17 protein-coding genes are annotated in these 20,526 nt (G+C 59.9%); 4 read left to right on the top strand and 13 right to left on the bottom strand.

Features of this window, described 5'->3' with window-relative positions; translation table 11 throughout:
* Positions 1-2: 2 nt before the first annotated feature.
* The 5 genes from ACCO56_RS16435 to ACCO56_RS16415 form a co-directional block, all read right to left on the bottom strand.
* Complete coding sequence (locus tag ACCO56_RS16435; protein WP_433641862.1) at positions 3-716, bottom strand: ABC transporter ATP-binding protein; 714 nt, start codon at positions 714-716, stop codon at positions 3-5.
* Positions 709-1,515, bottom strand: a complete 807-nt coding sequence (locus tag ACCO56_RS16430) for an ABC transporter ATP-binding protein (RefSeq protein WP_433641861.1) — start codon at positions 1,513-1,515, stop codon at positions 709-711. Before ACCO56_RS16430 ends, ACCO56_RS16435 begins: the two co-directional genes overlap by 8 nt.
* Positions 1,512-2,273, bottom strand: a complete 762-nt coding sequence (locus ACCO56_RS16425; protein ID WP_433641860.1) for an SDR family NAD(P)-dependent oxidoreductase — start codon at positions 2,271-2,273, stop codon at positions 1,512-1,514. Before ACCO56_RS16425 ends, ACCO56_RS16430 begins: the two co-directional genes overlap by 4 nt.
* Positions 2,274-2,344: 71 nt before the next feature.
* Positions 2,345-3,547 (bottom strand): ABC transporter substrate-binding protein, encoded by a 1,203-nt coding sequence (locus ACCO56_RS16420; RefSeq protein WP_433641859.1) that lies wholly within the window; start codon positions 3,545-3,547, stop codon positions 2,345-2,347.
* A gap of 41 nt (positions 3,548-3,588) precedes the next feature.
* Positions 3,589-4,011 carry a cupin domain-containing protein gene (locus ACCO56_RS16415; protein WP_433641858.1) on the bottom strand — a complete coding sequence of 141 codons (423 nt, stop codon included), beginning with the start codon at positions 4,009-4,011 and terminating at the stop codon, positions 3,589-3,591.
* 197 nt (positions 4,012-4,208) lie between these two features.
* Here ACCO56_RS16415 and ACCO56_RS16410 point away from each other — a divergent pair, with 197 nt between their 5' ends.
* Positions 4,209-5,123 (top strand): LysR family transcriptional regulator, encoded by a 915-nt coding sequence (locus ACCO56_RS16410; protein ID WP_433641857.1) that lies wholly within the window; start codon positions 4,209-4,211, stop codon positions 5,121-5,123.
* A gap of 144 nt (positions 5,124-5,267) precedes the next feature.
* On the opposite strand, the gene ACCO56_RS16405 is transcribed toward ACCO56_RS16410, so the two are convergent.
* Complete coding sequence (locus tag ACCO56_RS16405; RefSeq protein WP_433641856.1) at positions 5,268-6,059, bottom strand: RraA family protein; 792 nt, start codon at positions 6,057-6,059, stop codon at positions 5,268-5,270.
* A gap of 669 nt (positions 6,060-6,728) precedes the next feature.
* On the opposite strand from ACCO56_RS16405, the gene ACCO56_RS16400 reads away from it, so the two are divergent.
* The 3 genes from ACCO56_RS16400 to ACCO56_RS16390 are packed head-to-tail and all read left to right on the top strand — an operon-like array spanning position 6,729 to position 9,818.
* The gene (locus ACCO56_RS16400; RefSeq protein WP_433641855.1) at positions 6,729-7,754 is read left to right on the top strand and encodes a DUF1989 domain-containing protein; all 1,026 of its coding nucleotides are present in this window, start codon (positions 6,729-6,731) and stop codon (positions 7,752-7,754) included.
* Complete coding sequence (locus ACCO56_RS16395; RefSeq protein WP_433641854.1) at positions 7,669-8,751, top strand: LysR family transcriptional regulator; 1,083 nt, start codon at positions 7,669-7,671, stop codon at positions 8,749-8,751. Before ACCO56_RS16400 ends, ACCO56_RS16395 begins: the two co-directional genes overlap by 86 nt.
* The gene (locus tag ACCO56_RS16390; RefSeq protein ID WP_433641853.1) at positions 8,748-9,818 is read left to right on the top strand and encodes a BMP family ABC transporter substrate-binding protein; all 1,071 of its coding nucleotides are present in this window, start codon (positions 8,748-8,750) and stop codon (positions 9,816-9,818) included. The genes ACCO56_RS16395 and ACCO56_RS16390 overlap by 4 nt, the downstream gene beginning before the upstream one ends.
* 393 nt (positions 9,819-10,211) lie before the next feature.
* On the opposite strand, the gene fdhF is transcribed toward ACCO56_RS16390, so the two are convergent.
* From fdhF to ACCO56_RS16355, 7 genes are all read right to left on the bottom strand, one after another.
* Entirely contained in the window at positions 10,212-13,001 is a 2,790-nt protein-coding gene (fdhF, locus tag ACCO56_RS16385) for a formate dehydrogenase subunit alpha (RefSeq protein ID WP_433641852.1), read from the bottom strand.
* Positions 13,001-14,674, bottom strand: a complete 1,674-nt coding sequence (locus tag ACCO56_RS16380; RefSeq protein WP_433641851.1) for an NAD(P)H-dependent oxidoreductase subunit E — start codon at positions 14,672-14,674, stop codon at positions 13,001-13,003. Before ACCO56_RS16380 ends, fdhF begins: the two co-directional genes overlap by 1 nt.
* Positions 14,675-14,970: 296 nt before the next feature.
* Complete coding sequence (locus ACCO56_RS16375; protein WP_433641850.1) at positions 14,971-16,401, bottom strand: amidohydrolase family protein; 1,431 nt, start codon at positions 16,399-16,401, stop codon at positions 14,971-14,973.
* 64 nt (positions 16,402-16,465) lie between these two features.
* Positions 16,466-17,842 carry a nucleobase:cation symporter-2 family protein gene (locus ACCO56_RS16370; RefSeq protein WP_433641849.1) on the bottom strand — a complete coding sequence of 459 codons (1,377 nt, stop codon included), beginning with the start codon at positions 17,840-17,842 and terminating at the stop codon, positions 16,466-16,468.
* Between the two features lie 69 nt (positions 17,843-17,911).
* Positions 17,912-18,736 (bottom strand): alpha/beta fold hydrolase, encoded by an 825-nt coding sequence (locus ACCO56_RS16365; RefSeq protein ID WP_433641848.1) that lies wholly within the window; start codon positions 18,734-18,736, stop codon positions 17,912-17,914.
* Positions 18,717-19,859 carry a Rieske 2Fe-2S domain-containing protein gene (locus tag ACCO56_RS16360; protein WP_433641847.1) on the bottom strand — a complete coding sequence of 381 codons (1,143 nt, stop codon included), beginning with the start codon at positions 19,857-19,859 and terminating at the stop codon, positions 18,717-18,719. Before ACCO56_RS16360 ends, ACCO56_RS16365 begins: the two co-directional genes overlap by 20 nt.
* On the bottom strand, positions 19,774-20,523 hold the full coding sequence (locus ACCO56_RS16355; protein ID WP_433641846.1) for an SDR family NAD(P)-dependent oxidoreductase: 750 nt from the start codon (positions 20,521-20,523) through the stop codon (positions 19,774-19,776). Before ACCO56_RS16355 ends, ACCO56_RS16360 begins: the two co-directional genes overlap by 86 nt.
* Between the last annotated feature and the right edge of the window lie 3 nt (positions 20,524-20,526).

Genomic DNA, 20,526 nt, shown 5'->3' with positions numbered 1-20,526 from the left:
TTTCAGACGCCCAGATAGGTTTCTATATGGCTGCGCCGGATGGCCAGATCGTCGCTCGACAGCATGTCAATGACTTTGCCGTGCTCGACGACATAGTGACGATCCGCGAGCTTTGAGGCGAAACGGACGTTCTGTTCGACGAGCAGGATCGTGTAGGCGCGCTCGCGCAGCAGCCGGAACATTCGAGCAATCTGTTGGACGATCGCTGGCGCCAGTCCTTCCGTCGGTTCGTCGAGCAGCAACAGCGTCGCCCCGGTGCGCAGGATGCGCGCGATCGCCAGCATTTGCTGCTCGCCCCCCGACAGCTTGTTGGCCTGACCGTGGCGCCGTTCGGCGAGGTTGGGAAAAAGGGTGTAAAGCTCGGCCACTTCCATTCCATCGGCAGAGACGTTCACCGGCAGCATCAGATTCTCTTCGACCGATAGCGAAGCGAAGATTCCGCGTTCCTCGGGACAATAACCGATACCGCGCCTTGCGATCTGGTTCGAGCGCAGGGCAAGCAGGTCCTTCCCTTCATGGTCGATCGCCCCTTTCACCTTCTCGAGCATTCCCATGATGGCGCGCAGTGTCGTGGTCTTGCCGGCACCGTTTCTTCCCACCAACGTGACCACCTCGCCCTGTTCGACCCGCAAGGTCATGCCGTGGAGGACGTGGCTCTCGCCGTACCAGGCTTCCAGATCGCGCACGTGGAGTGCCGGCGGGAGCGCGTCACGCATCCTCACCTCCGAGATAGGCTTCAATGACCGCAGGCTGGGCGGCAACGTGTCGATAGGTTCCTTCCGCGATGACTTTGCCTCGCGCCAGAACGGTGATGGTATCCGACAGCTGTTCGACGACGGACAGATTGTGTTCGACCAGCAGTGTCGTGCGACCCCGAGAGGCTTCTTTCACCAACGTCGAGACACGCTCAACATCTTCGCGGCCAAGGCCGGCCATGGGTTCGTCGAGTAGCAGCAGTTTGGGGTCTAGCGCCAATGTGGTGGCGAGTTCCAGGACGCGCTTGCGGCCATAAGACAATTCCGCCGCTATACGGTCCGCAAAGCCGGTTAGGCCGACCAGTTCCAGGAGCTCATCCGCCCGGCTGTTCAACGTGCGGAGAGATGCTTTCGACCGCCAGAACTGGAAGTGTGTGCCTAGCGGACGCTGCAAGGCGATCCGAACATTTTCGCGCACCGTCAAATGCGGAAAGGTCGCCGAGATCTGAAATGACCGGACGACACCACGGCGGGCGATCGCGTAGGGCTTCTGGCGAGTGACGTCCTCGCCGTTGAAGAGAATAGTACCGCCGCTGGGCTCGATGAATTTGGTGAGCAGGTTGAACATAGTGGTCTTGCCGGCGCCGTTCGGCCCGATCAAGGCATGGACAGTGCCGGCCATGACCGCGAGATCGACGCCGCTGACGACGGTGAAACCCTTGAAGTCCTTGGTCAGCGAGCGCGTCTCGAGTAAGACATCATCCGAGCCGGTAGCCGGCGCGGATGGTATCCGGCCAGACAGATCAGGCGAAGCGTTCATGACATGGTCACGCCGCTGTCGACCGGCAGGACATGGCCGGTGATCATTCGCGACTCGTCACAAGCAAAGAACAATGCCGCATGGGCTACATCCAGCGGTTCGAGGAAGCCGAGCAGATGGCGGTCGCCCAGGGCCGTCGGGATCGCACCCTCGTCGATGCGCTTGACCAGCCGTTCGGTGCGGGTGATGCCTGGGGCCAGGGCGTTCACCCGGATGCGATGGGGCGCATAATGTACCGCCATCGATCGCGTCAGCGAGACGATCGCGCCCTTTGCGGCAACATAGCAGTCGGTTGCCGGAGCCGGCTTGCCCATGAGCGCAACGAGGGATGCGGTGTTGATGACAGAGCCGCCACCGGCTTTGATCAGTTCCGGTATTCCGAAACGGCAGATCAGGAACGTACCGTAGAGATCATGGTTTATGGCGTTCCAGAAGACGTCGAGATCGACCTCCGTGACTGGACCGTCCCTCCGACTAGTGCCTCCAACATTGTTGTAGAGCACGTCGAGGCGGCCGAATTCCTCTACCGCCGCCGCAATCGCCATCTGGACGCTGTCCGGATCGGTCACGTTGGTTTCCACGAAGGTTGCCCTGCCGCCCTGCGCCGCAACGCGGCGAACCGTCTCTTGGCCGGCCTCGGCATTGATCTCCGCGACGACGACCGCCGCCCCTTCCCGGGAAAACAGCTCTGCCGTTTGACGGCCGATACCACCTCCGGCCCCGGTGATCAGCGCAACCTTGTTCTCAAGCCGTTTCAATGTGTGACCTCTTTGTTGCTAACGCCACGCTTCGCCTCGACAGGCGGATGTCGATCGCCGAACAGCGTGATTTACTTGAGAAGCGGGCATTCGCTTTCAGAAGCGGGCCGGAACGCCACGTCGCCGGGCACGGTGGTGACGATCTTGTAGAGATCCCACTCTCCCTTCGACTCCTCCGGCGTTTTCACCTGCGCCAGATACATCTCCTTGATCAGGCGACCGTCTTCGCGCACGCTGCCGTTCTTGGCATAGACGTCGTTGACCGGCAGTTCTTTCATCTTGGCGACGACGGCAGCTCCGCTTTCGTCCGAGCCCAGCGCCTTGACGGCTTCCAGATAGTGTCTGGTCATCGAATACGTGGCGACCTGGACACGAGAGGGCATCTTCCCGCGCGCCTTCATGAAAGTTTCGGCAAAAGCTCGGGTCTCGCCGTTCTGGTCCCAATACCAGGCTTCTGTGAGGTAGAGTCCGCCAAGAACCTTGGTGCCGATCTTATAGGCATCGAGCAGTTCGACGCTCAGCCCAACCAATTTCATCTGGTCGTTAAGGCCAAACTCGACCGCCTGCCGCACGGCATTCTGGAGGTCCAGCCCACCGGTGGCGAACGCGAGCGTATCCGCGCCCGAACTCCCGGCCTGAAGCAGGAAGGACGAGAAGTCGGCGGTGTTGAAAGGAAAACGGATCGCGCCGCTCAATTGCGCGCCGTTGGCAGTAGCTATGGCGGCGGCGTCGCGCTCCATTGAGTGGCCTAGCGCATAGTCGACCGTCAGCGCAAACCAGTTCTTCAGACCGCGCTCGACGAGTGGACGCACCGCGACCGCCGCGAACGAATATGTGTCGGGTGCGAACTGGACGCTGTTCGGCGTGCAGCCTTTGCCCGTGATATCGGAACTGACAGCCCCGCTGAGATAAACCCGGTCCGTATCGCGTGCCAGCGAGGCCATGGCGATAGCGATTGCCGAGTTGGGCGCATCGATGATGACGTCGACCTTCTCCTGGTCGATCCAACGGCGTGCGATCGTCATCGACACGTCTGCTTTATTCTGGAAGTCGGCACTGACGATCTCGATGGGGACGCCGTTGATGTTGCCGCCGAATTCCTCGACGGCCATCTTGACCGCCTCCATACTGCTTTGTCCCGAATTGTCGGCATATACACTGCTGAAGTCGGTTAAGACGCCGAGCTTGATGACATCGCCGCTCATCGCGGCCTCTGCGGGTATCGACACGCCCATCAGTGACACGGCGATAAGCCCTGACAACAATTTCTTCATGATCTTCCTCCCCACTTGACTTCCGAGTACCCACGAGGGCGCTACTCCGCGCCCTCGTGCCGTGAAGCTTCAACCGTTTCGAATTTCCCAGGCATGCTGATGCACAGCACTTCCAGATCATCGGAATAGTCGAGCACGGCGTGCTCGATCGACGGGGGCTGGAGCCAGCTGTCATTGCGCCGCACCGTTACTTCCCCCTGCCCCTCGATGGTCATGCGCTGCCATCCATTGAGCACGTAGAAGAACTGGAAATCTGCGTGATGCCGATGCGCTCCGGGCAAGGTGTCCGCCTCGCATGGTCCCGCGGCGCGCACGACATGCGCGATGGCCAAGCCGTTGGTCGCCTTCAGCACTCCAAGATCGCGCTTCAACAGGTACGCACGTTCGCTGGTCGGCGTGAAATCCGCTTCGTTGTAATGGCTTACGACGAAATCCTGCTGCTTCCATCCTTGGGCATTGCTCATCGCGCGCTCACTTCCTTAGCGGACGTATGGGGCCCTGGGCGCGCCGAAGGGCTATTGTGGATCATTTGTGGCTCCTCCACAGATTTTAGATAGCGGCAATCTACACAGCCCAGCTCTTAAGCCGCCAATATAGAGTTTCGCGCCCTGCCATCTCGTTTTTTGATACCGTCTATCTATTGATCGCTGGGAGGACAACCTTGGATCTGAAGCAGCTGCGCTATTTTGTGCGGGTCGCCGAACTGGCCAGTTTCACCCGCGCCGCTGCCGACATGCGCATCGCGCAGTCGGCGCTGAGCTATCATATCAGCACCCTCGAAGCCGAACTCGGAGTCGGCCTGCTGGATCGCCATAGCCGCGGTGTGACCCTCACGGAGGCCGGCCGCTCGGTGCTCGCCCACGCGCATCGGGTCTTACAAGGGGCCAACGACCTCAAGGCCGACGCCTTCTCGCACACGCGATTTCCATCGGGCCACATCGTCTTCGCCGCGCCGCCGTCGATTGCTCGCGCGCTGGCTCCGTCGGTCATCGAGCGATTTCGCGCCGAGTATCCTCAGGTTCGGCTGACCATGCGCGAGGAGACCGTCGACGTCATCCACAGCTGGCTGCTGACGGAAGAGATCGACCTGGGGATGGCGTTCGACCCACCGAACCTTTCGACTGTGGAGCCGGAGTTGCTGCTGGTCGACCATTTGCATCTCGTCGGAGCGAACCGGACCGCCCTGCCAGACGATCTCTCGATACCCGAGCTGGCATCCCTGCCTCTGGTGCTTACCACGACTTCATACGGCTGGCGCCGACGGCTGGAGCGTGCGCTGCAAGAGCATGATCTGAAGCCGACCATCCGCGCGGAGGTCGATTCGCTGTCGGTCATCAAGGAACTGATGGTGCGCGGTTTCGGCTATACGGTGCTGCCGCAATCGGCAATTTCGCAGGAACTTCAGAGCGGCGCGCTCTGGGCCTTGCCAATCACCGGGCTGAAGCTCGATACGAGTCTGATGATGGTGCGCCTCAAGCGGCGCGCTCTGACCTTGGCCGCCGAGGCGCTGTGCGTGATGATCCGCGCCGAAGCATTGCGTTTGACTGAAAAGGCCTCGGGCAGCACGCCAAGCTAAGCGCGTCAGCCCAAAACGATATGCGCCTGTGCGGGAAGCAGGCGATCAAGTTCGAACGAATTCGTAGCTAGCGGACATCTTGACGGCGTTTCACAACACCATGCCGACGGGAAAGTCGCTTTGTTGGTATCTGGAATGCGAATATCACCGATGATCGCTCCGATCAGCACTTGGCCCCGGCACGTCATCGAAGGCGCCATCGATGATCACGCCGTTGCGCTCGGCCACTGCCTTATAAACAGAATCCATGCCCAGCACCGGCGTATCCGGCGCCAATTCCTTGAGCCGCCGAGTGATGGTTTCCGGCGCAAACTCGGGATGGCCGGCGGCACCGATGGCGCGAGCGACTTCGCCTGCCCAAAGGCGGGGGACGACGACCAGCCCTTCGGCATCGCCGATGACAATGTCACCAGGACACACCACCGCGCCACCGCAGGCTACCGGCACATTGACCTCGCCAAAACCGGATGTTGTGCTACCTGATCGTGGCGTAAAGCCCCGCGCCATGACCGGCAGGCCGAGCTGCCGAAACTCGCCGACGTCGCGGACGACGCCGTCGACGACAAGCCCGGCCACGCCGCGCTTGACCATATGCATGGCGATGACGCCGCCGAGCACGGCACGGGAAGTCTCGCCATGCGCGTTGGCAACGATGACATCGCCCGGTTTGGCGACTGAAATGGCAGCGCGCAGCAACAAGCCGTCGCCAGGCGTGAGATCAACGGTAATGGCCGATCCGAAGATCCGGCCCATCGGGCTGTACAAGCCACGGATGCCCCCTTCGACGACGCCTCTGCCGCGCGCCACGTCGGAGATGTCACAGCTGCTGGCGTTGGAAAGAGCCGCCAGCTCAGCCTGCGATGCGCGGTGGATCCGTTCATAAATACGCAGACCCAACGCGCAGCCACCACGACCTGTCGAATTCACATGTGCCATTTCTCGATTCTCCACGCGTCATCCACGCACCGCCACAACAGCTAAGCGTGGCAAAGCCACTGTCCAGGAAATGTTTCTCCCGCTGGGCGGCGAAAAGATCGCCTTTTTGACCCGATCGCAAGACACAACGCGCGACCAGCGCCGAAGACCTTCGTTAATGGTTGCCTGCCGCGACCGGCGATGCTCATGAGCTCTGCTGGGCTTGAATCCCCGATCCGGAGTGGGGTGCCAAATTCAGTTGTTTCCCTGGTGAAGTTTCGCAAGTCTCCAGGCAGGATCCTGTTGAAAAGTTTTTGGGTTAAGGCTCCATAGGAGGACAACCGGCGTTACGCGGGATCCCCTGCTGCGAGCTGTCAGCGGCCAAGCCGTTCTAATTTTTTCCCCGTTCCCTCACTCGCTCCTCGATGTCTTTCTGAACCTTGGCGCCCCGATGGAGCCCGGCCACATCGAAGACAAGATTCTTATGAAGCGCTGCACTTTCAACAGCACCTTGCGGCAAAACTAAATCTACTCGACATCAACAATGCCTCCTACAATCGAGTAAATTCGGTCGATCTTCGTGTCTGTTCGGAGGGTATTTTGGCGGCTGACACTCTTGTTCTGACATTTAACCAACAACAACTCGAGCTCCTCGAGAGAGCCGTCAGAAGCGGTGGGGCAACCGACCTTTTGGCTCTGATCTATCGCGCCTTGGGCGAATACGGACGACCTGCGCCTCAGGCCAGTGCCGATCACCATCAGCAGAACTCTGACGCCGACACAGACCAATCAAATCGCGAACTGGTCGATGAGCTCATCATGGAGCCAGGCACTGGTAAGGCAGTGGAGGTTCTCAAGGATCAAATCCTGAAAATTGAACAGATCGAAGGCCCACAATGCGTGGATTTCAACTGCTTCAATCTTCATGACTACAAGGAGGCAATGCACGTAGGACGTATCCGTGCCGTGCACGGACTGAGCCCCACCGCTGGTCACTTCATCTGGTCCGCGCCACCGCGGGAGCGCGCCATGATGTATATTATGGGAGACACTGCCAACTGCAACGATGTGCTGTTTTCGCGCTGCAGCGCCTATCTCTATGAGTCGGCTTACGGCTTTGCCCACCACACGAACTGCCACGATATCCAGGCAGAGGCTCAGCGGGAATATGGACTCACTCCCGATGACGTCCATGATTCCCTCAACTTCTTCATGTGCACCGGCGTCGAAGACAACCGCGCGGTGATTAAGCGGCAGCGCTCAAACGGCGACCACTGCGTAGAACTCTTGGCCTTGATGGATGTCCTTGCCGTCCCGAACGTTTGCGGGAATGACGTCGGCCGGACCAGCAACTTCTCGCTGAAAAAAATCAAGGTCAGCGTTTTCAGCGCGAGTGAGAACGATTTGGCGCGCGTACCACCGCTCAAGACCTTCCCTACCAATCTTCGTACTCCAGCCAGCTTCCGGCAGCCAAACATAAAGGCCGATCGACCGCTCAAGCGTGATCCTAGCTACGAACCCCAGTTCACGAACGTTCCGCTTGCCACTACCCGGATCGAAGTGCCGATGAACAAGGAAATATGGGCGAAACTCAACCAGGCTGGGAACGTATTGCGAGAATACCACGGAGATGACGACGCCGCATTGCTTCGCGATGTCGTGCTCAGCTGGTGGGAAATCCAGTACACAAACAATCTGCCGGGAACCGTCGACTGAGTGGGATGTCCAGAATCGGGAGAGTTCGCTGCATATACAACGGCGTTCACTAAAGTTCTTTGATGCCATCCGTCGACACGGATCGATCCGGGAGGCTGCACGACAACTTTTCATCGATTCTTCGGCGCTGAACCGTCAGCTCTTGGCACTCGAGGCGGAGGTAGGGACTCCATTATTTGAACGCCTCTCGCGAGGTCTGAAGCTAACGCCGGCCGGAGAGATTTTCGCCAGACACGTAATCACCGTGTTGCAAGATGAGGAACGTCTCGCCAGTGAACTCAACGAACTCCAGACAGACTATCGCGGCAAGATCATGCTGCAGTCTGTCGAAGGACTGAGTGCCGGCTTAGTGGCCCCTGCTATCCGGGAGATGATCCAGCGCTATCCAAATGCGAAGATCATCGTCAAAAACGGTACCTCCGCGCAGAATGCGAAGGCAGTCATCGAAGGGGACGCCGACGTTGCGCTCAGTTTCTCCTCCGAACACAGTTCGGAATTAAGGTGCTGCCACCTTGGCCGGTTTTGCATGGGCGCCATCATGCAGCCCGCCAATCCCCTGGCATGGAAAGCACAGGTCAGTTTCGCCGAATGTGCCGCGCATCCGCTGATCTTCAGCAGTCCCGAACTGACGATCTCTCAAGAGATGCGTCCTGTGATCGCCAGATACGGCCGCCCCTTGAATGTACTTCTGGAAACCGCGTCGATCGATCTGGCCAAGAGTATCGCGGGAATGGGGCTTGGCATTGCCTTCCAAACAAGGCTCGGTCTCGAAAGCGAAATCCACGACAGCAAGCTGGCCTTTGTACCACTGAAAACGGTGCCGCGCATATACAGCGAGCTGAGCCTATACGTTCGCGCGAGAAGGTCCCTGCCGCCCGCCCTGGAGGCCTTCGTGAAGCTGTTGGCCTCTGAGATCCGGCACAGACAGGCTGAGGAAGCAGAGACGAAAAAGCTCGGAAGAGACACAACTAGAAAAATTGAAGGAGGGAACCAATGAAACGTTTTTTTCTGCCCGCCATGGCGGCCATAACAATCCTTCCCCTGACCTCGGTGGTAGCAGAGGCCAAAACCAAAGCCTGCTTTGTTTATGTCGGATCGATTACGGATTTAGGTTGGTCATACCAACATCATCAGGGCATGCTTGAAATGCAAAAGGCCCTCGGCGACGAGGTCGAAACGGCATTTCAGGAAAATGTATCCGAGGGCGCTGATGCCGACCGCTCGATCGAGCGCTTTGCCAGATCTGATTGCGACATCATTTTTGCGACCTCGTTCGGCTACATGAATGCCGTGAACCGCGTCGCTGCGAAATTTCCCAACGTCAAATTCGAGCATGCATCGGGTTATAAGCGAGAGCACCCAAACGTCTCGACCTACAATTCGAGACCATATGACGGGCGTTACGTCGAAGGGATAATCGCTGCGAAATTGTCGAAGAACGGTTCGGCTGGCTATATCGCGTCATTTCCGGTGCCAGCTGTCATCATGGGCATCAATGCCTTTATGCTGGGCGCACAGTCGGTAGATCCGAAGTTCGAGCTAAAGATCGTCTGGGTCAATTCCTGGTTCGACCCCGGCAAGGAAGCCGACGCGGCGAAGGCACTGATTGACCAAGGCCAGGACATTCTTGTGCAACATACCGACTCGACCGGTCCCATGCTAGTCGCCGCCGAGCGCGGCATCAAAGCCTTCGGGCAGTCTTCAGACATGATCAAATTCGGCCCGAAGACACAACTCACCGCCATAATCGAAACCTGGGGCCTGTATTACACCGAGCGGGTCAAAGCAGCGATGGATGGCAGCTGGAACCAAGGTGATGTCTGGGGCGGTATGGCTAAGGGGATTGTTGTGATGGCGCCCTATACCAATATGCCCGATGACGTCGCGAAACTCGCGATGGATACCGAGGCAAAGATTAAATCTGGTGCTTTTGAGCCATTTACAGGCCCAGTGTTCAAACAAGATGGCAGCGCCTGGCTGGCCGCGGGTGAAGTCGCGAGCCCTGCCGATGTCTTGAATATGAATTTCTACGTAAAAGGCATCGAGGACACGATCCCCCACTGATTTTAAGCAGTAGTCCGCTCGGAACAGAGTGACCAGCGCCGTGCGCTTCGAACCGGCGGAGCCTATTGGCGTTGCCGATCATCACATAGGTGCGCAGATCCTCGGCCAAATGTCCAGCTCTTGCGTCATACGGTCAACATGCCGAGCGCGAGCACGTCGACCTTCATGAACTTCCTCGCATCGACGTCATCGATGCGAGGCCGGCGGTAAGCGGGCTCTGGAAGAGCTGGGCCAGGCGGAACAAGTCGTTGGAAGCCGGAGATTTCACGGATGCGGGAAGCTTCAGCGGCAAGCCGTCATTCAATCAAAGATCGCGTGGACTCTTTCCCATCTGAGCCAGTTGCGCTCACATCGGGGCATGGCTTCCTGAGTCCGCTCGCTTTCAAGAACGCGCTATTCAGCGGCCTCGATCCTCGATGCAGGCACAATTCGTGCGGCGCAATACTTGAACTCCGGGATCTTGCCGTAGGGATCGAGCATCGGGTTGGTAAGCTTGTTGGCCGGGCTCTCGTTGAAGCAGAAGGGCATGAATACCATTCCATCGGCGACTTCCCGGTCTGCGCGGAGGATGGCCTCGACCGTGCCGCGCCGCGTCTCGACGGCGATGATGTCTCCCTGTGTCAGTCCACGACGCTTGATCTCGTGCGGATTCATCGCCGCGATGCCGTAGGGCTCGATGGCGTTGAGGACGCCGGCGCGGCGGGTCATGGCTCCGGTGTGCCAATGCTCCAGCAGGCGCCCGGTGGTCAGTACCAGCGGATATTCGTCGTCGGGTACCTCGGCGGGCGGCAGGAGATCGGCCGGCACAATGCGTCCCCGCCCATCCGTGGTCGGAAAGCCGGAGGAGAAGACGATCTCATTGCCGGGGACATCCGGGCCATCGGCCGGATAGACGACGGAGTCTTCGCGCATGAGGCGCTCCCACGAGATGTGCCGTAGCGACGGCATCATCTGCGCCATCTCGGAATAGACCTCTGAAACGTCGCGGTAGTTCCAGCCAAGCCTCATCCGTTTGGCGAGCTCGACGATGAGGTCGAGATCCTGCCGCGCCTCGCCGGGCGGGTCGAGCGCCGGACGGCCGACCTGCACCTGACGGTTGGTGTTGGTGAAGCTACCGAGCTTCTCTGCGTGCGCGGAGGCCGGAAGCACCACGTCGGCGTGCCACGCCGTCTCGGTCAGGAAGATGTCCTGAACCACCAGATGTTCGAGCTTGGCAAGCGCTGCGCGGGCATGGCTTTGGTCGGGGTCCGACATCGCCGGGTTTTCGCCCATGATGTACATGCCGCGGATCTCGCCGTCATGGATGGCGTCGACGATCTCGACGACGGTGAGGCCGCGTTTGGGGTCCAGCGTCTGGCCCCAGAAATTCTCGTACTGGCCGCGTATGTCGATGTTCTCCACCGACTTGTAATCTGGGAAATACATCGGGATGAGACCGGCATCCGAGGCGCCCTGCACGTTGTTCTGGCCGCGCAGGGGGTGGAGACCGGTGCCGGGACGCCCGACATGGCCCGTGATCAGCGCCAGCGCGATCAGGCAACGCGAATTGTCGGTGCCGTGAGTATGCTGGGAAACGCCCATGCCCCAGAAGATCATCGAGCGCTCGGCCTTGGCGTAGGTGCGCGCCACTTCGCGCAGGACATTCGCCTCGATACCGCAGACCGGCGCCATCGCCTCGGGTGAGAAATCCTTGACCTTGGCCTTCAGCGCCTCGAAGCCGGAGACATTGGCCTGGATGTACTGCTCGTCGAAGAGCTTCTCCTCGATGATGACATGCAGGAGCGCATTGAGCATCGCCACGTCGCTGCCGGGTTTGAAACGCAGCGCATGGCTGGCGTGCCTCATCAGGTCCTGCTCGCGCGGGTCCATGACGATCAGCTTGGTGCCACGCTTGGCCGCCTGCTTGAAGTAGGTCGCGGCGACGGGATGGTTGGTGGTGGGACGCGCACCGATGATGATCACGCAGTCGGCCTTCAGCGCATCCATGAAGGGGGCCGAAACCGCGCCCGAGCCGACGCCCTCCATCAGGGCCGCGACCGAGGACGCGTGGCAAAGCCGTGTACAGTGATCGACATTGTTGGTGCCGAAACCCTGCCGGACCAATTTCTGGAAGAGATAGGCCTCCTCGTTCGAGCCCTTGGCCGACCCGAAGCCGGCGAGAGCCTTTCCGCCATGCTCGTCGCGAATACGCGTCAGGCCGCCGGCAGCGCGCTCCAGCGCCTCCTCCCAGCTCGCCTCGCGAAACACTGTGAGCGGATCGACATTGCGAAGGTCGATGTCGCCCGTCTTGGGCGCGTCTTCCCGGCGAATCAACGGCTTCGTCAGGCGTTCCGGCGACATCGCATAGTCAAAGCCGAAACGGCCCTTCACGCACAGCCGGTTCTCGTTGGCCGGACCATCGCGGCCATCGATCTGGACGATCCGGTTGTCCTTCACCGCGACCTTCGTCTGGCAGCCGACTCCACAGAACGGGCAGACCGAGTCCACGACCCTGTCGAACTCCTGGACGATGCGCGTCTTTCCGGCTTGGTCCATCAGCGACTTCTCGTAGAGCGCCCCGGTTGGACAAGCCTGCACGCATTCGCCGCAGGTCACGCAAGTCGACAAGCCCATCGCATCGTGCATGTCGAAGACGGGGACCGAATGATTGCCGCGCTCGGCCATGCCGATCACGTCGTTGACCTGCACCTCGCGGCACGCGCGCACACAGGCGCCGCAGGTGATGCAGGCGTCGAGGTTGACGGCTATGGCAGGGTTCGAGATGTCGAACTCGGGGCGCACATCGTCAGTGTCGAACTTCGACCCGAAACGGTCCCCCGCGATCCCCATGGAGCCGGCCCATTGCCAGAACATCGACTGCTGGTCGGGACCGTCTGAAACCGGTCGCATGTTGCTGGCGAGCAGCTCGAACACCATCTCGCGCGATTTACGCGCGCGCTCGGTGCCGGTCTTCACCACCATGCCCGCAGTCGGCCTCCGGATGCAGGAGGCTGCCAGCACCCGCTCACCCTCGATATCGACCATGCAGGCGCGGCAGTTGCCGTCGGGGCGATAGCCCGGCATGTCGACATGGCAGAGGTGCGGGATCGTCGTGCCTTCGCGTTTCGCCACCTCCCAGATGGTCTCGCCGTCAGCCGCGATAACGGTCTTACCGTCGAGGGTGAATTCGATACCGCTTGCCATCAGAGATCCTTCCGGAAGTGCGTCAGCAGGTGGTTCACCGGATTCGGCGCGGCTTGACCCAGGCCGCAGATCGATGAATCGCGCATAACCATTTCGAGGTCGCGGATCGCAGTCTCCCGCAGGGGACCCTGTTCCTTCAAGAGCGTCACCATCTTTTCGGTTCCTTCCCGGCAAGGCGTGCACTTCCCGCAGCTCTCGTGCTTGAAGAACTCCATGAGGTTGAGGGTGACGTCCTTCATGTTGTCGGCTTGCGAGAATACCACGATCGCATGCGATCCGACGAAAGAGCCCTGCTTAGCCAGTTCGCCGCCGAAATCGAGCGGAATGTCGCCGAGCGCGGCCGGCAGGATGCCGCCGGAGGCGCCGCCGGGAAGATAGGCCTTGAACTCGTGGCCTTCCGCCATGCCGCCGCAATAGTCCTCGATCAGTTCGCAGACTGTGACGCCCGCCGGCGCCAGCTTGACGCCGGGCTCCTTCACGCGGCCCGAGACCGACCAGGAGCGGATGCCGGGATGCCCCGGCTTGCCGAGGCCGGCGAACCAGGCCGGCCCCTTCTCGACGATATCGCGGATCCACCACAGAGTCTCGACATTGTGGTTGAGCGTCGGACGGCCGAATAGCCCGAGCTCGGCGATATAGGGTGGACGGTGGCGGGGCATCCCGCGCCGCCCTTCGATACTTTCCAGCATCGCGCTCTCCTCGCCGCAGATATAGGCTCCGGCGCCCCGCCGCAATTCGATGTATCCCGGCGCAGCGATGCCCGCCGCCTCGAGCGCCGCGATCTCGGCGCGCAGAATGGCCAGCACCGCCGGGTACTCGTCGCGCATATAGAAGTAGATGCGCTTCGCCTCCACGACGTGGGCGGCGATCAGCGCCCCCTCGAGTGCGCGGTGCGGATCGCGCTCGAGATAGATGCGGTCCTTGAAGGTGCCGGGCTCACCCTCGTCGCCATTGATCGACATCAGGCGGGGGCCCGGATAGGAGCGCACGATCTGCCACTTCTTGCCGGTGGGGAAACCCGCGCCGCCCAGCCCCTTCAGGCCTGCATCGCCCAGCATGGCGATTATCCCCTCCGTACTCAGGACGCCGTCGCGGACCTTCCGCAAGAGTTGGTAACCGCCCGACCGCCGACACGCGTCGAGCCCGATATATTCAGGGAGCTGTACCCCGGTCTCGCCGGCCGCAGCCATGCCCACCAGGCCTTCTGCGGTCGCTCCGTCGACTTCGCGGTCGCCGATGCGCGCGGCGGGCGCACCGGCGCAGCGGCCCATGCAAGGCGCCCGCACGAGGCGTATTGCCGCCGGGTCCAAGACGGCCTCCAACTCGGTCAGCAGGGTCTCGGCGCCCGCCAGCATGCAGCTTACCGAGTCGCAGACCCGGATCGTCAGCGGTGCCGGCGGCGTCTCGCCCTCCTTCACCACGTCGAAATGATCGTAGAAGGTCGCCACCTCATATACCTCGGCCTGTGCCAGCCGCATGTCTTCGGCCAACGCGCGCAGATGCCGTGCGGAAAGGCAGCCGTAGCGGTCTTGGATCAGATGCAGGAATTCGATCAGCAGGTCGCGCCGCCGCTCGCGTGTTCCGAGCAGCGTCCGGACCTCGGCCAGAGCGGCATCGTCCAGCGCCCGCCCCTTGGGCCCGCGATCCCGTGGCCGCCTCTCCTGCATGGTCATTTCTTCTCCTTCCGAGGCACGATACCCGCCATTCTTAAGGACAATTCGAGCCGTGAGGATGTAGACTTTAAGCCAACATATGTTCTCTGCACGACCTGGGATGGAGCTACACGACCGAAAGTCGTGCCGGTCCCGCGGACGAGGTCCACCCGCTTTGAGGCATCTATCCTGCCGCGAGTTGGGGCCCGTGCCAAGGCTTAACAGACCGGAGCGGCCGGCAGTTCCTCGGCACGCGTCACGTTTGTCGCAATCTCAGGTGGGCGATCCCGCCTTCCCGTGCAGCTCTGGTTGTTCCATCATGATCGAAACGATGGGAGGACCCAGTCGGTAAGCAAAGAGGTCAAGTCAGCTCGCTTGATCAGTTCTCTTGTGGCTTGCAAACCGTCTGCAACGACCTTGTCCTGGTCGACTCGCGTCGACTTGCCGCTTTTCACCACCATCTCACCGTTTACGACAACGTCCTTTACTGTTGGAGAGCCGGCCATGACGACCGCTGTCGCCAAGCGTGTCGTCGGTTGATGGATGGGAGATGACAGGTCGAGCGCCACGAAATCGGCCAGAGATCCAGTTGTCAGCCTGCCAAGGTCTCGGCGCATCAGACGGCCGCCGCGGCGGGTTGCGAGGTCGAGCATCAACTCGGCACTGGTGGCCAACGGATTCAGTTCCCGGATTCTCTGGAGAAGCAGCCCTGATTTCATCGCTTCGAAAATGCTGACCCCGCCAACGGCGACGCCATCGCTGCCAAGCGCTACGTTAGCACCAGCGTCTAGTAGCGGCCCAAGCCGTATGATGCCTGAAGCAAGGTACTGGTTGCACACGGGGTTGTGCACGACGTGTGCGCCGGTGCCTCCGAGAGCCTCGACTTCCGCATCGTCAAACCAGATGCCATGCGCAAATGAGGCGCGCTCCGATAGCACGCCAGCTTTCTCCATCCAGATCGCCGGCCGCACTCCATGGATCTGCTCGAATATTTCGACCTCGAATTTGGATTCGCTGCAGTGTGCCTGCCATCCGATATCATGCTTCTCGGCTATCTCGGCACATCCGATGATCAGTTCGGGATCCACGTACACGATATTCTCCGGCATTGGCCAAATTTCGACCAGCTGTCCGGCGGGAATGGCTGAGATGCAATCAAGAGTGATCGAGATCTCTTCGGCCGTGGAATGACGGAACAGCCGCGGATCGCAGTTCATTCGCCTTCCGCCCTCGACCATCGGTCCAAATATTCCACGCGCCACGACCCCGCGCACGCCGATTCCACTCATCTCCTTCGCAAGCGCCACCACGGTTTCTGCGTCCACGGGTGCATAGTGATTGTCGACGATGGATGTCGTTCCGTTCAAAAGGGAACTTAGGGCGGCTAGTCGAACAATGGCTAGCGCGTCCTCCGACCTCACGCTTGCGGCGAGCGGCAGCATGAACTTTTCAAGCCACGGCAGCAACGAGAGGCCATCGCCAAGCGTTCGTCCAAGACTTTGAAAGAGGTGGCTATGTCCGTCTACGAGGCCAGGCATCACGATATGGCCTGACCAATTCACACGGCTAGCCGCTGCTCCGTGGACGCGCGCAAGTTCTGCGGTGGGACCGACGGCAATGATATGGGATTCTCGGACGGCGATCGAACCGTTCCTGATAATGGGGCGCTCCCGGTCGAGGGTGATAAGGTCAGCGCCCTCGTAAAGCGTGACGCCATCTTCAGCTTGGGATGCGTTCTCTACCGTCATTGGGCCCTCTTGAAATCAGGTCTTCTCCTCCGCGTTGACGTTCCTGCGGAGGGGCGGTGTCTTACTAACGATGTACGGCAGGAGCCCGGTTCGTATCCGGACGGATGCCGTTGAACATGGCATTGAGGATAACCGCGGAAACCACCGTCAAAATCACCCCGCTCCCAAGCAGCGGCTCGAGTGAAGTCGGGAGTTTGTTGAAAATGCTCGCCGACATGTTCGGCATCATACCCAGGCCAAGGCTTATTGCAGCGACAAAGCCATTGTACCGGTTACCCTGCCAGTCGACGCGCGCGAGAATGCGGATACCTGAGCAGGCTATGAGACCGAACATGACCAGAGCGGCACCCCCCAGAACGAAGTTCGGAACCGAGGCGACGACGCTGGCGACTTTAGGGAAGAAGGCCAGAGCGATAAGCATGATGCCGCCGGCCACGCAAATGTACCGGCTCCGGGCTCCGGTGATGCCGACCAGCCCGATGTTCTGCGCATAGGATGTGTAGGGGAATGCGTTGAAAATACCGCCGATCACTGCCCCCAGCGCATCGGCCCGCAGGCCTCGCCGAAACTGATCACGCGTCAGATCGCGCTCCAGTATCTCGCCCATGGAAAAGAACAGGCCAATGGACTCGATCATGGCGATCAGGACCACCAGCGTCATGCTCAATATGGGGATCAGGTGGAAAGTGGGAAGACCGAAGTGAAAGGGTTTGACGAAACCGATCATTGGTGCGTCCGCAACTCCGGAAAAATCGACCAGACCGACGAAATACGCGATCGCTGTACCGAGTATGATGCCGACCAGCACCGATATGTTGGCGACAAATCCGCGGGCGAAACGCGCTACCAGCAGGATCGACAGAATGACGACCGCGCCCAGAAACAGATAAATCGGTTTGCCGAAATCCGGATTGCCGAAGCCACCGCCGATCCACGTGGTAGCGACGCCCAGAAGCCCGATCCCGAGACTCACCAATGTGGAACCAGTCACAACCGGGGGAAAGAGCACAAGGGCCCGAGCGATTAGCGGCGTTGCGAGGTAGCATATGATGCCCGCCGCGATAATCGAACCGTAGAGCCCCGTCATCCCGACGTCGGGGGTAAGCCCGATTGCAATCATAGGTGCAAACCCCGCATAGGAGACTCCCATCATGATCGGAAGCCGAATTCCGATCGTTCGGCCAATGCCGAGAGATTGGATGATGGAGATTATTCCACAGCACAGCAGGTCCGCATTGATCAGTATTGCGATGTCCTCCTTGCTCAGCCCGATCGCGCCCCCGACGATCAATGGAACGGTGATCGCTCCGGCATACATGACAAGAACATGCTGAAGGCCGAGCGTGACAAGCCGAGACGCCGGCGGAATCTCTTCTACGGGATCCGCGACGGGGTCGGTCGGCCTATCTGACGAGACGGCTATCTGTTTGGCATTTCGCATGGGCTCCTCCCTGAGACCTGGCTACTGCACAATTTTTCGGATTCGGATCACGGGGAGCGTTTCCCCTGATCAGCTAGGCTTGATGAATTCAGCGATTTCTCTTGCCAGTTGGTAGGGCTGCTCCAGCGGCACGAGATGACCGCTTTTCGGGATCTCCGAAAATCTCCACCCCTCATTGAGGGCAACCATGCGTTCACAGATACCGCGCCTGACGAAACTCTCTTCGCCGCGGATGACTTTAACCGGCTGAACGAGCCGGCTCAGCTCTTCCCAAAGATCATCTTTGCGGAAAGGCCAACGTGTCAGAAAATAGGGATCGTGCCGCCGCATCCAGTATCCATCCTCGGTCCTTGTCATAGATGCGCGCGTGAACTCTGCGAGGACCTTCTGGGGTGCATTGCGGTTGGCAAGGCGTTCCCATTCAATCGCACTTTCAAGGGACGGGAAGCGGTAGGGTCGTGGAGGTACGTCTGTCTCGCGCGTTTCGAATGACGGCTCGACATCGACGATCAGAAGCTTCCGCGCGGCTTCAGGCGTCTGCGAAAGCAATAGAACCGCTGCCAAGGCGCCCCAGGACGATCCCATGATCGTTGGCGGCTCATCGCCGAAGTCGATCTGATCGATAACAAGGCGCAGATCAGCAACAAGGTCTTTGGTTTCGTAGGCGTGATCCAGGGACCAATCGCTTCGTCCGTGGCCTCGGAAGTCAAGCGCTATCATCCGCGCATCGTCGGCGATAGCGCTTGCGACGCCGGACCACAAATAGCTGCCGCCGGTGACGCCATGGAGCGCAAGAATGATCGGACCTGAGCCGCCGAAATCCGTCAGATGAAGCTTTCCTGCCGCTCCATCCACCCAACGCGATCTCATCTCATTAGACATTGGCGAGCTCATTGGTCAGCTCGAGCAACCAACGACGGTACTCCACACTGACGATATCGGCATGACGAACCGGCATTTCCTGTCGGGCAAGTTCACCTGCCAGGTCCATCTGGATTGGGGTCTGGGATTCGATGATCGGCTTGTCCTCGGCAAGAACCTTGTCTTCGAAATCCATGAAGAAATCGTCGTGCTCTTCTTCCGTGCCGAAATCGCGCGCCTGCCACCAGAAGCTGCGGGTCGTCGTCGCGTCGACCGGCGACGCGGCCATGAAAAGCACATACCTTTTACCGTTCGGAAAGATGCGCTTGAGATGCACCGTGTGCGGCATCGTCACATGGTAGACGTTCGTGGGTTCGATCCAGTCGTCGGTGATTCCGAGAAGTTCTTTCTTCTTTCCGACACCCGGCTCCTTTACGCCACTGCGGTCGAAGCGCATGACGTTTTCTTCCCGCCAGACCTTGACGGCCTCGACGCGCGGATGATCACGACTGCCGATCGTGCCATCATGCACGAACGAGAAATGAGCGAAATCGACGAAATTCTCGAGCCTTCGCGGGGTCGACGTTTTCCAGTCGTAGGGTTTCCCCCGCAGGACCCTGTATTCGCCGTTGTGCAGTTCAGGAAACACAGGTGGTGCGTATTTGGGAGTGTCGGCCAGGCACACCCAGATCATGCCGGCGGATTCCGTCGCATGGTATTTGCGCACCTTGCGGTTCACGACTGTCGCCATTTCTTCGCGAGCCGGAATGCGGACGCAGTCGCCGTTCTCGTTGAACTGCCAGCCGTGGTATGGGCATTCAAGCTTGCAATCGATGATCTGGCCTAATGACAGTTCCGAGCCTTTGTGCGGGCAACGGTCCTGCATCGCAACGAGTTCATCGCCAAGTCGGGCGAGGACGATCTTGTGCCCCATCAACTGGATACCATGGGGCCTGTCAGTGACATCGTCTGAATAGCAGACGGGGTGCCAAAAGTGTCGCAGCGCCAGATAGGTGGAGTTTTCCTGAGGCGGCGGGGATTTCAATTCGAGAACGGACATTGGCTGTCTCCTAGTTGAAGTGCGCGCCACCGTTGACGAGAAGACTCTGTCCGGTAACGAAACCAGCGAGATCACTGAAGAGGAACGCAGCTGCACCGACCATGTCTTCGGGGAGTTGCGTGCGTTTGAGGCAACGGCCTTCGACAGTACGCTCATCCGCGGCCTTGCCCTGTCGCGCGATGATGTCGTCGTCAGGTATGAGGTCGGGACAAAGCGTGTTGACGAGTATCCCGTCCGGGCCGACCTCGCGAGCAAGCGACCGCGACAGGCCAATGATCGCCGCTTTTGACGAGACGTAATGCAGGAAGTTTGGCACGCCCTTGTAAGGCGTGTTCGATGAAACGTTGACGATGCTGCCTTGCCGCTGTCGCTTCATATGCGGATACACGGCCTTTATGCATTGCCAGGTTCCGCGTACGTTGACCTGATAGCAAACGTCCCACTCCGAAGCCGTGATATCCATGAAGGACCCGAAGCTTGCGGACTTAAAGAAGCCAGCGTTGTTTAAGAGACCATCGACCCGCTCGAACTTTTCGACGGCTAAGTCTGCCATGCGATTGCAGTCTTCCTGATCGAGGACATCGGCTTCGACGACCAGCACCCGATCATCGCATCCCCAGCTCTGGGCTTCCGTGGAGATGTCGTTCAGGTCCGCGGCGACGACGTTGGCCCCCATGTCGAGAAAGCCTCGGCAGTACGACCTTCCGATATTGCCTCCGGCACCGGTGACGATGATCGTCTTGTTTTCAAGAAGTCTCATTCC

Source organism: Mesorhizobium sp. 1B3 (genome assembly GCF_050958605.1).
Lineage (GTDB): Bacteria > Pseudomonadota > Alphaproteobacteria > Rhizobiales > Rhizobiaceae.
The sequence above is the reverse complement of the archived record's forward strand: the minus strand, read 5'-3'. Positions and strand labels throughout refer to the sequence as shown.

Excerpts from the sequence above, each read along its gene's own strand:
- ACCO56_RS16365 (WP_433641848.1), bottom strand. The coding sequence starts at position 18,736 with ATGAGCTCGCCAATGTCTAATGAGATGAGATCGCGTTGGGTGGATGGA.
- fdhF (WP_433641852.1), bottom strand. The coding sequence starts at position 13,001 with ATGGCAAGCGGTATCGAATTCACCCTCGACGGTAAGACCGTTATCGCG.
- ACCO56_RS16420 (WP_433641859.1), bottom strand. The coding sequence starts at position 3,547 with ATGAAGAAATTGTTGTCAGGGCTTATCGCCGTGTCACTGATGGGCGTG.
- ACCO56_RS16380 (WP_433641851.1), bottom strand. The coding sequence starts at position 14,674 with ATGACCATGCAGGAGAGGCGGCCACGGGATCGCGGGCCCAAGGGGCGG.
- ACCO56_RS16370 (WP_433641849.1), bottom strand. The coding sequence starts at position 17,842 with ATGCGAAATGCCAAACAGATAGCCGTCTCGTCAGATAGGCCGACCGAC.
- ACCO56_RS16415 (WP_433641858.1), bottom strand. The coding sequence starts at position 4,011 with ATGAGCAATGCCCAAGGATGGAAGCAGCAGGATTTCGTCGTAAGCCAT.
- ACCO56_RS16395 (WP_433641854.1), top strand. The coding sequence starts at position 7,669 with ATGACGACGCCGCATTGCTTCGCGATGTCGTGCTCAGCTGGTGGGAAA.
- ACCO56_RS16375 (WP_433641850.1), bottom strand. The coding sequence starts at position 16,401 with ATGACGGTAGAGAACGCATCCCAAGCTGAAGATGGCGTCACGCTTTAC.
- ACCO56_RS16390 (WP_433641853.1), top strand. The coding sequence starts at position 8,748 with ATGAAACGTTTTTTTCTGCCCGCCATGGCGGCCATAACAATCCTTCCC.
- ACCO56_RS16435 (WP_433641862.1), bottom strand. The coding sequence starts at position 716 with ATGCGTGACGCGCTCCCGCCGGCACTCCACGTGCGCGATCTGGAAGCC.
- ACCO56_RS16355 (WP_433641846.1), bottom strand. The coding sequence starts at position 20,523 with ATGAGACTTCTTGAAAACAAGACGATCATCGTCACCGGTGCCGGAGGC.
- ACCO56_RS16405 (WP_433641856.1), bottom strand. The coding sequence starts at position 6,059 with ATGGCACATGTGAATTCGACAGGTCGTGGTGGCTGCGCGTTGGGTCTG.
- ACCO56_RS16430 (WP_433641861.1), bottom strand. The coding sequence starts at position 1,515 with ATGAACGCTTCGCCTGATCTGTCTGGCCGGATACCATCCGCGCCGGCT.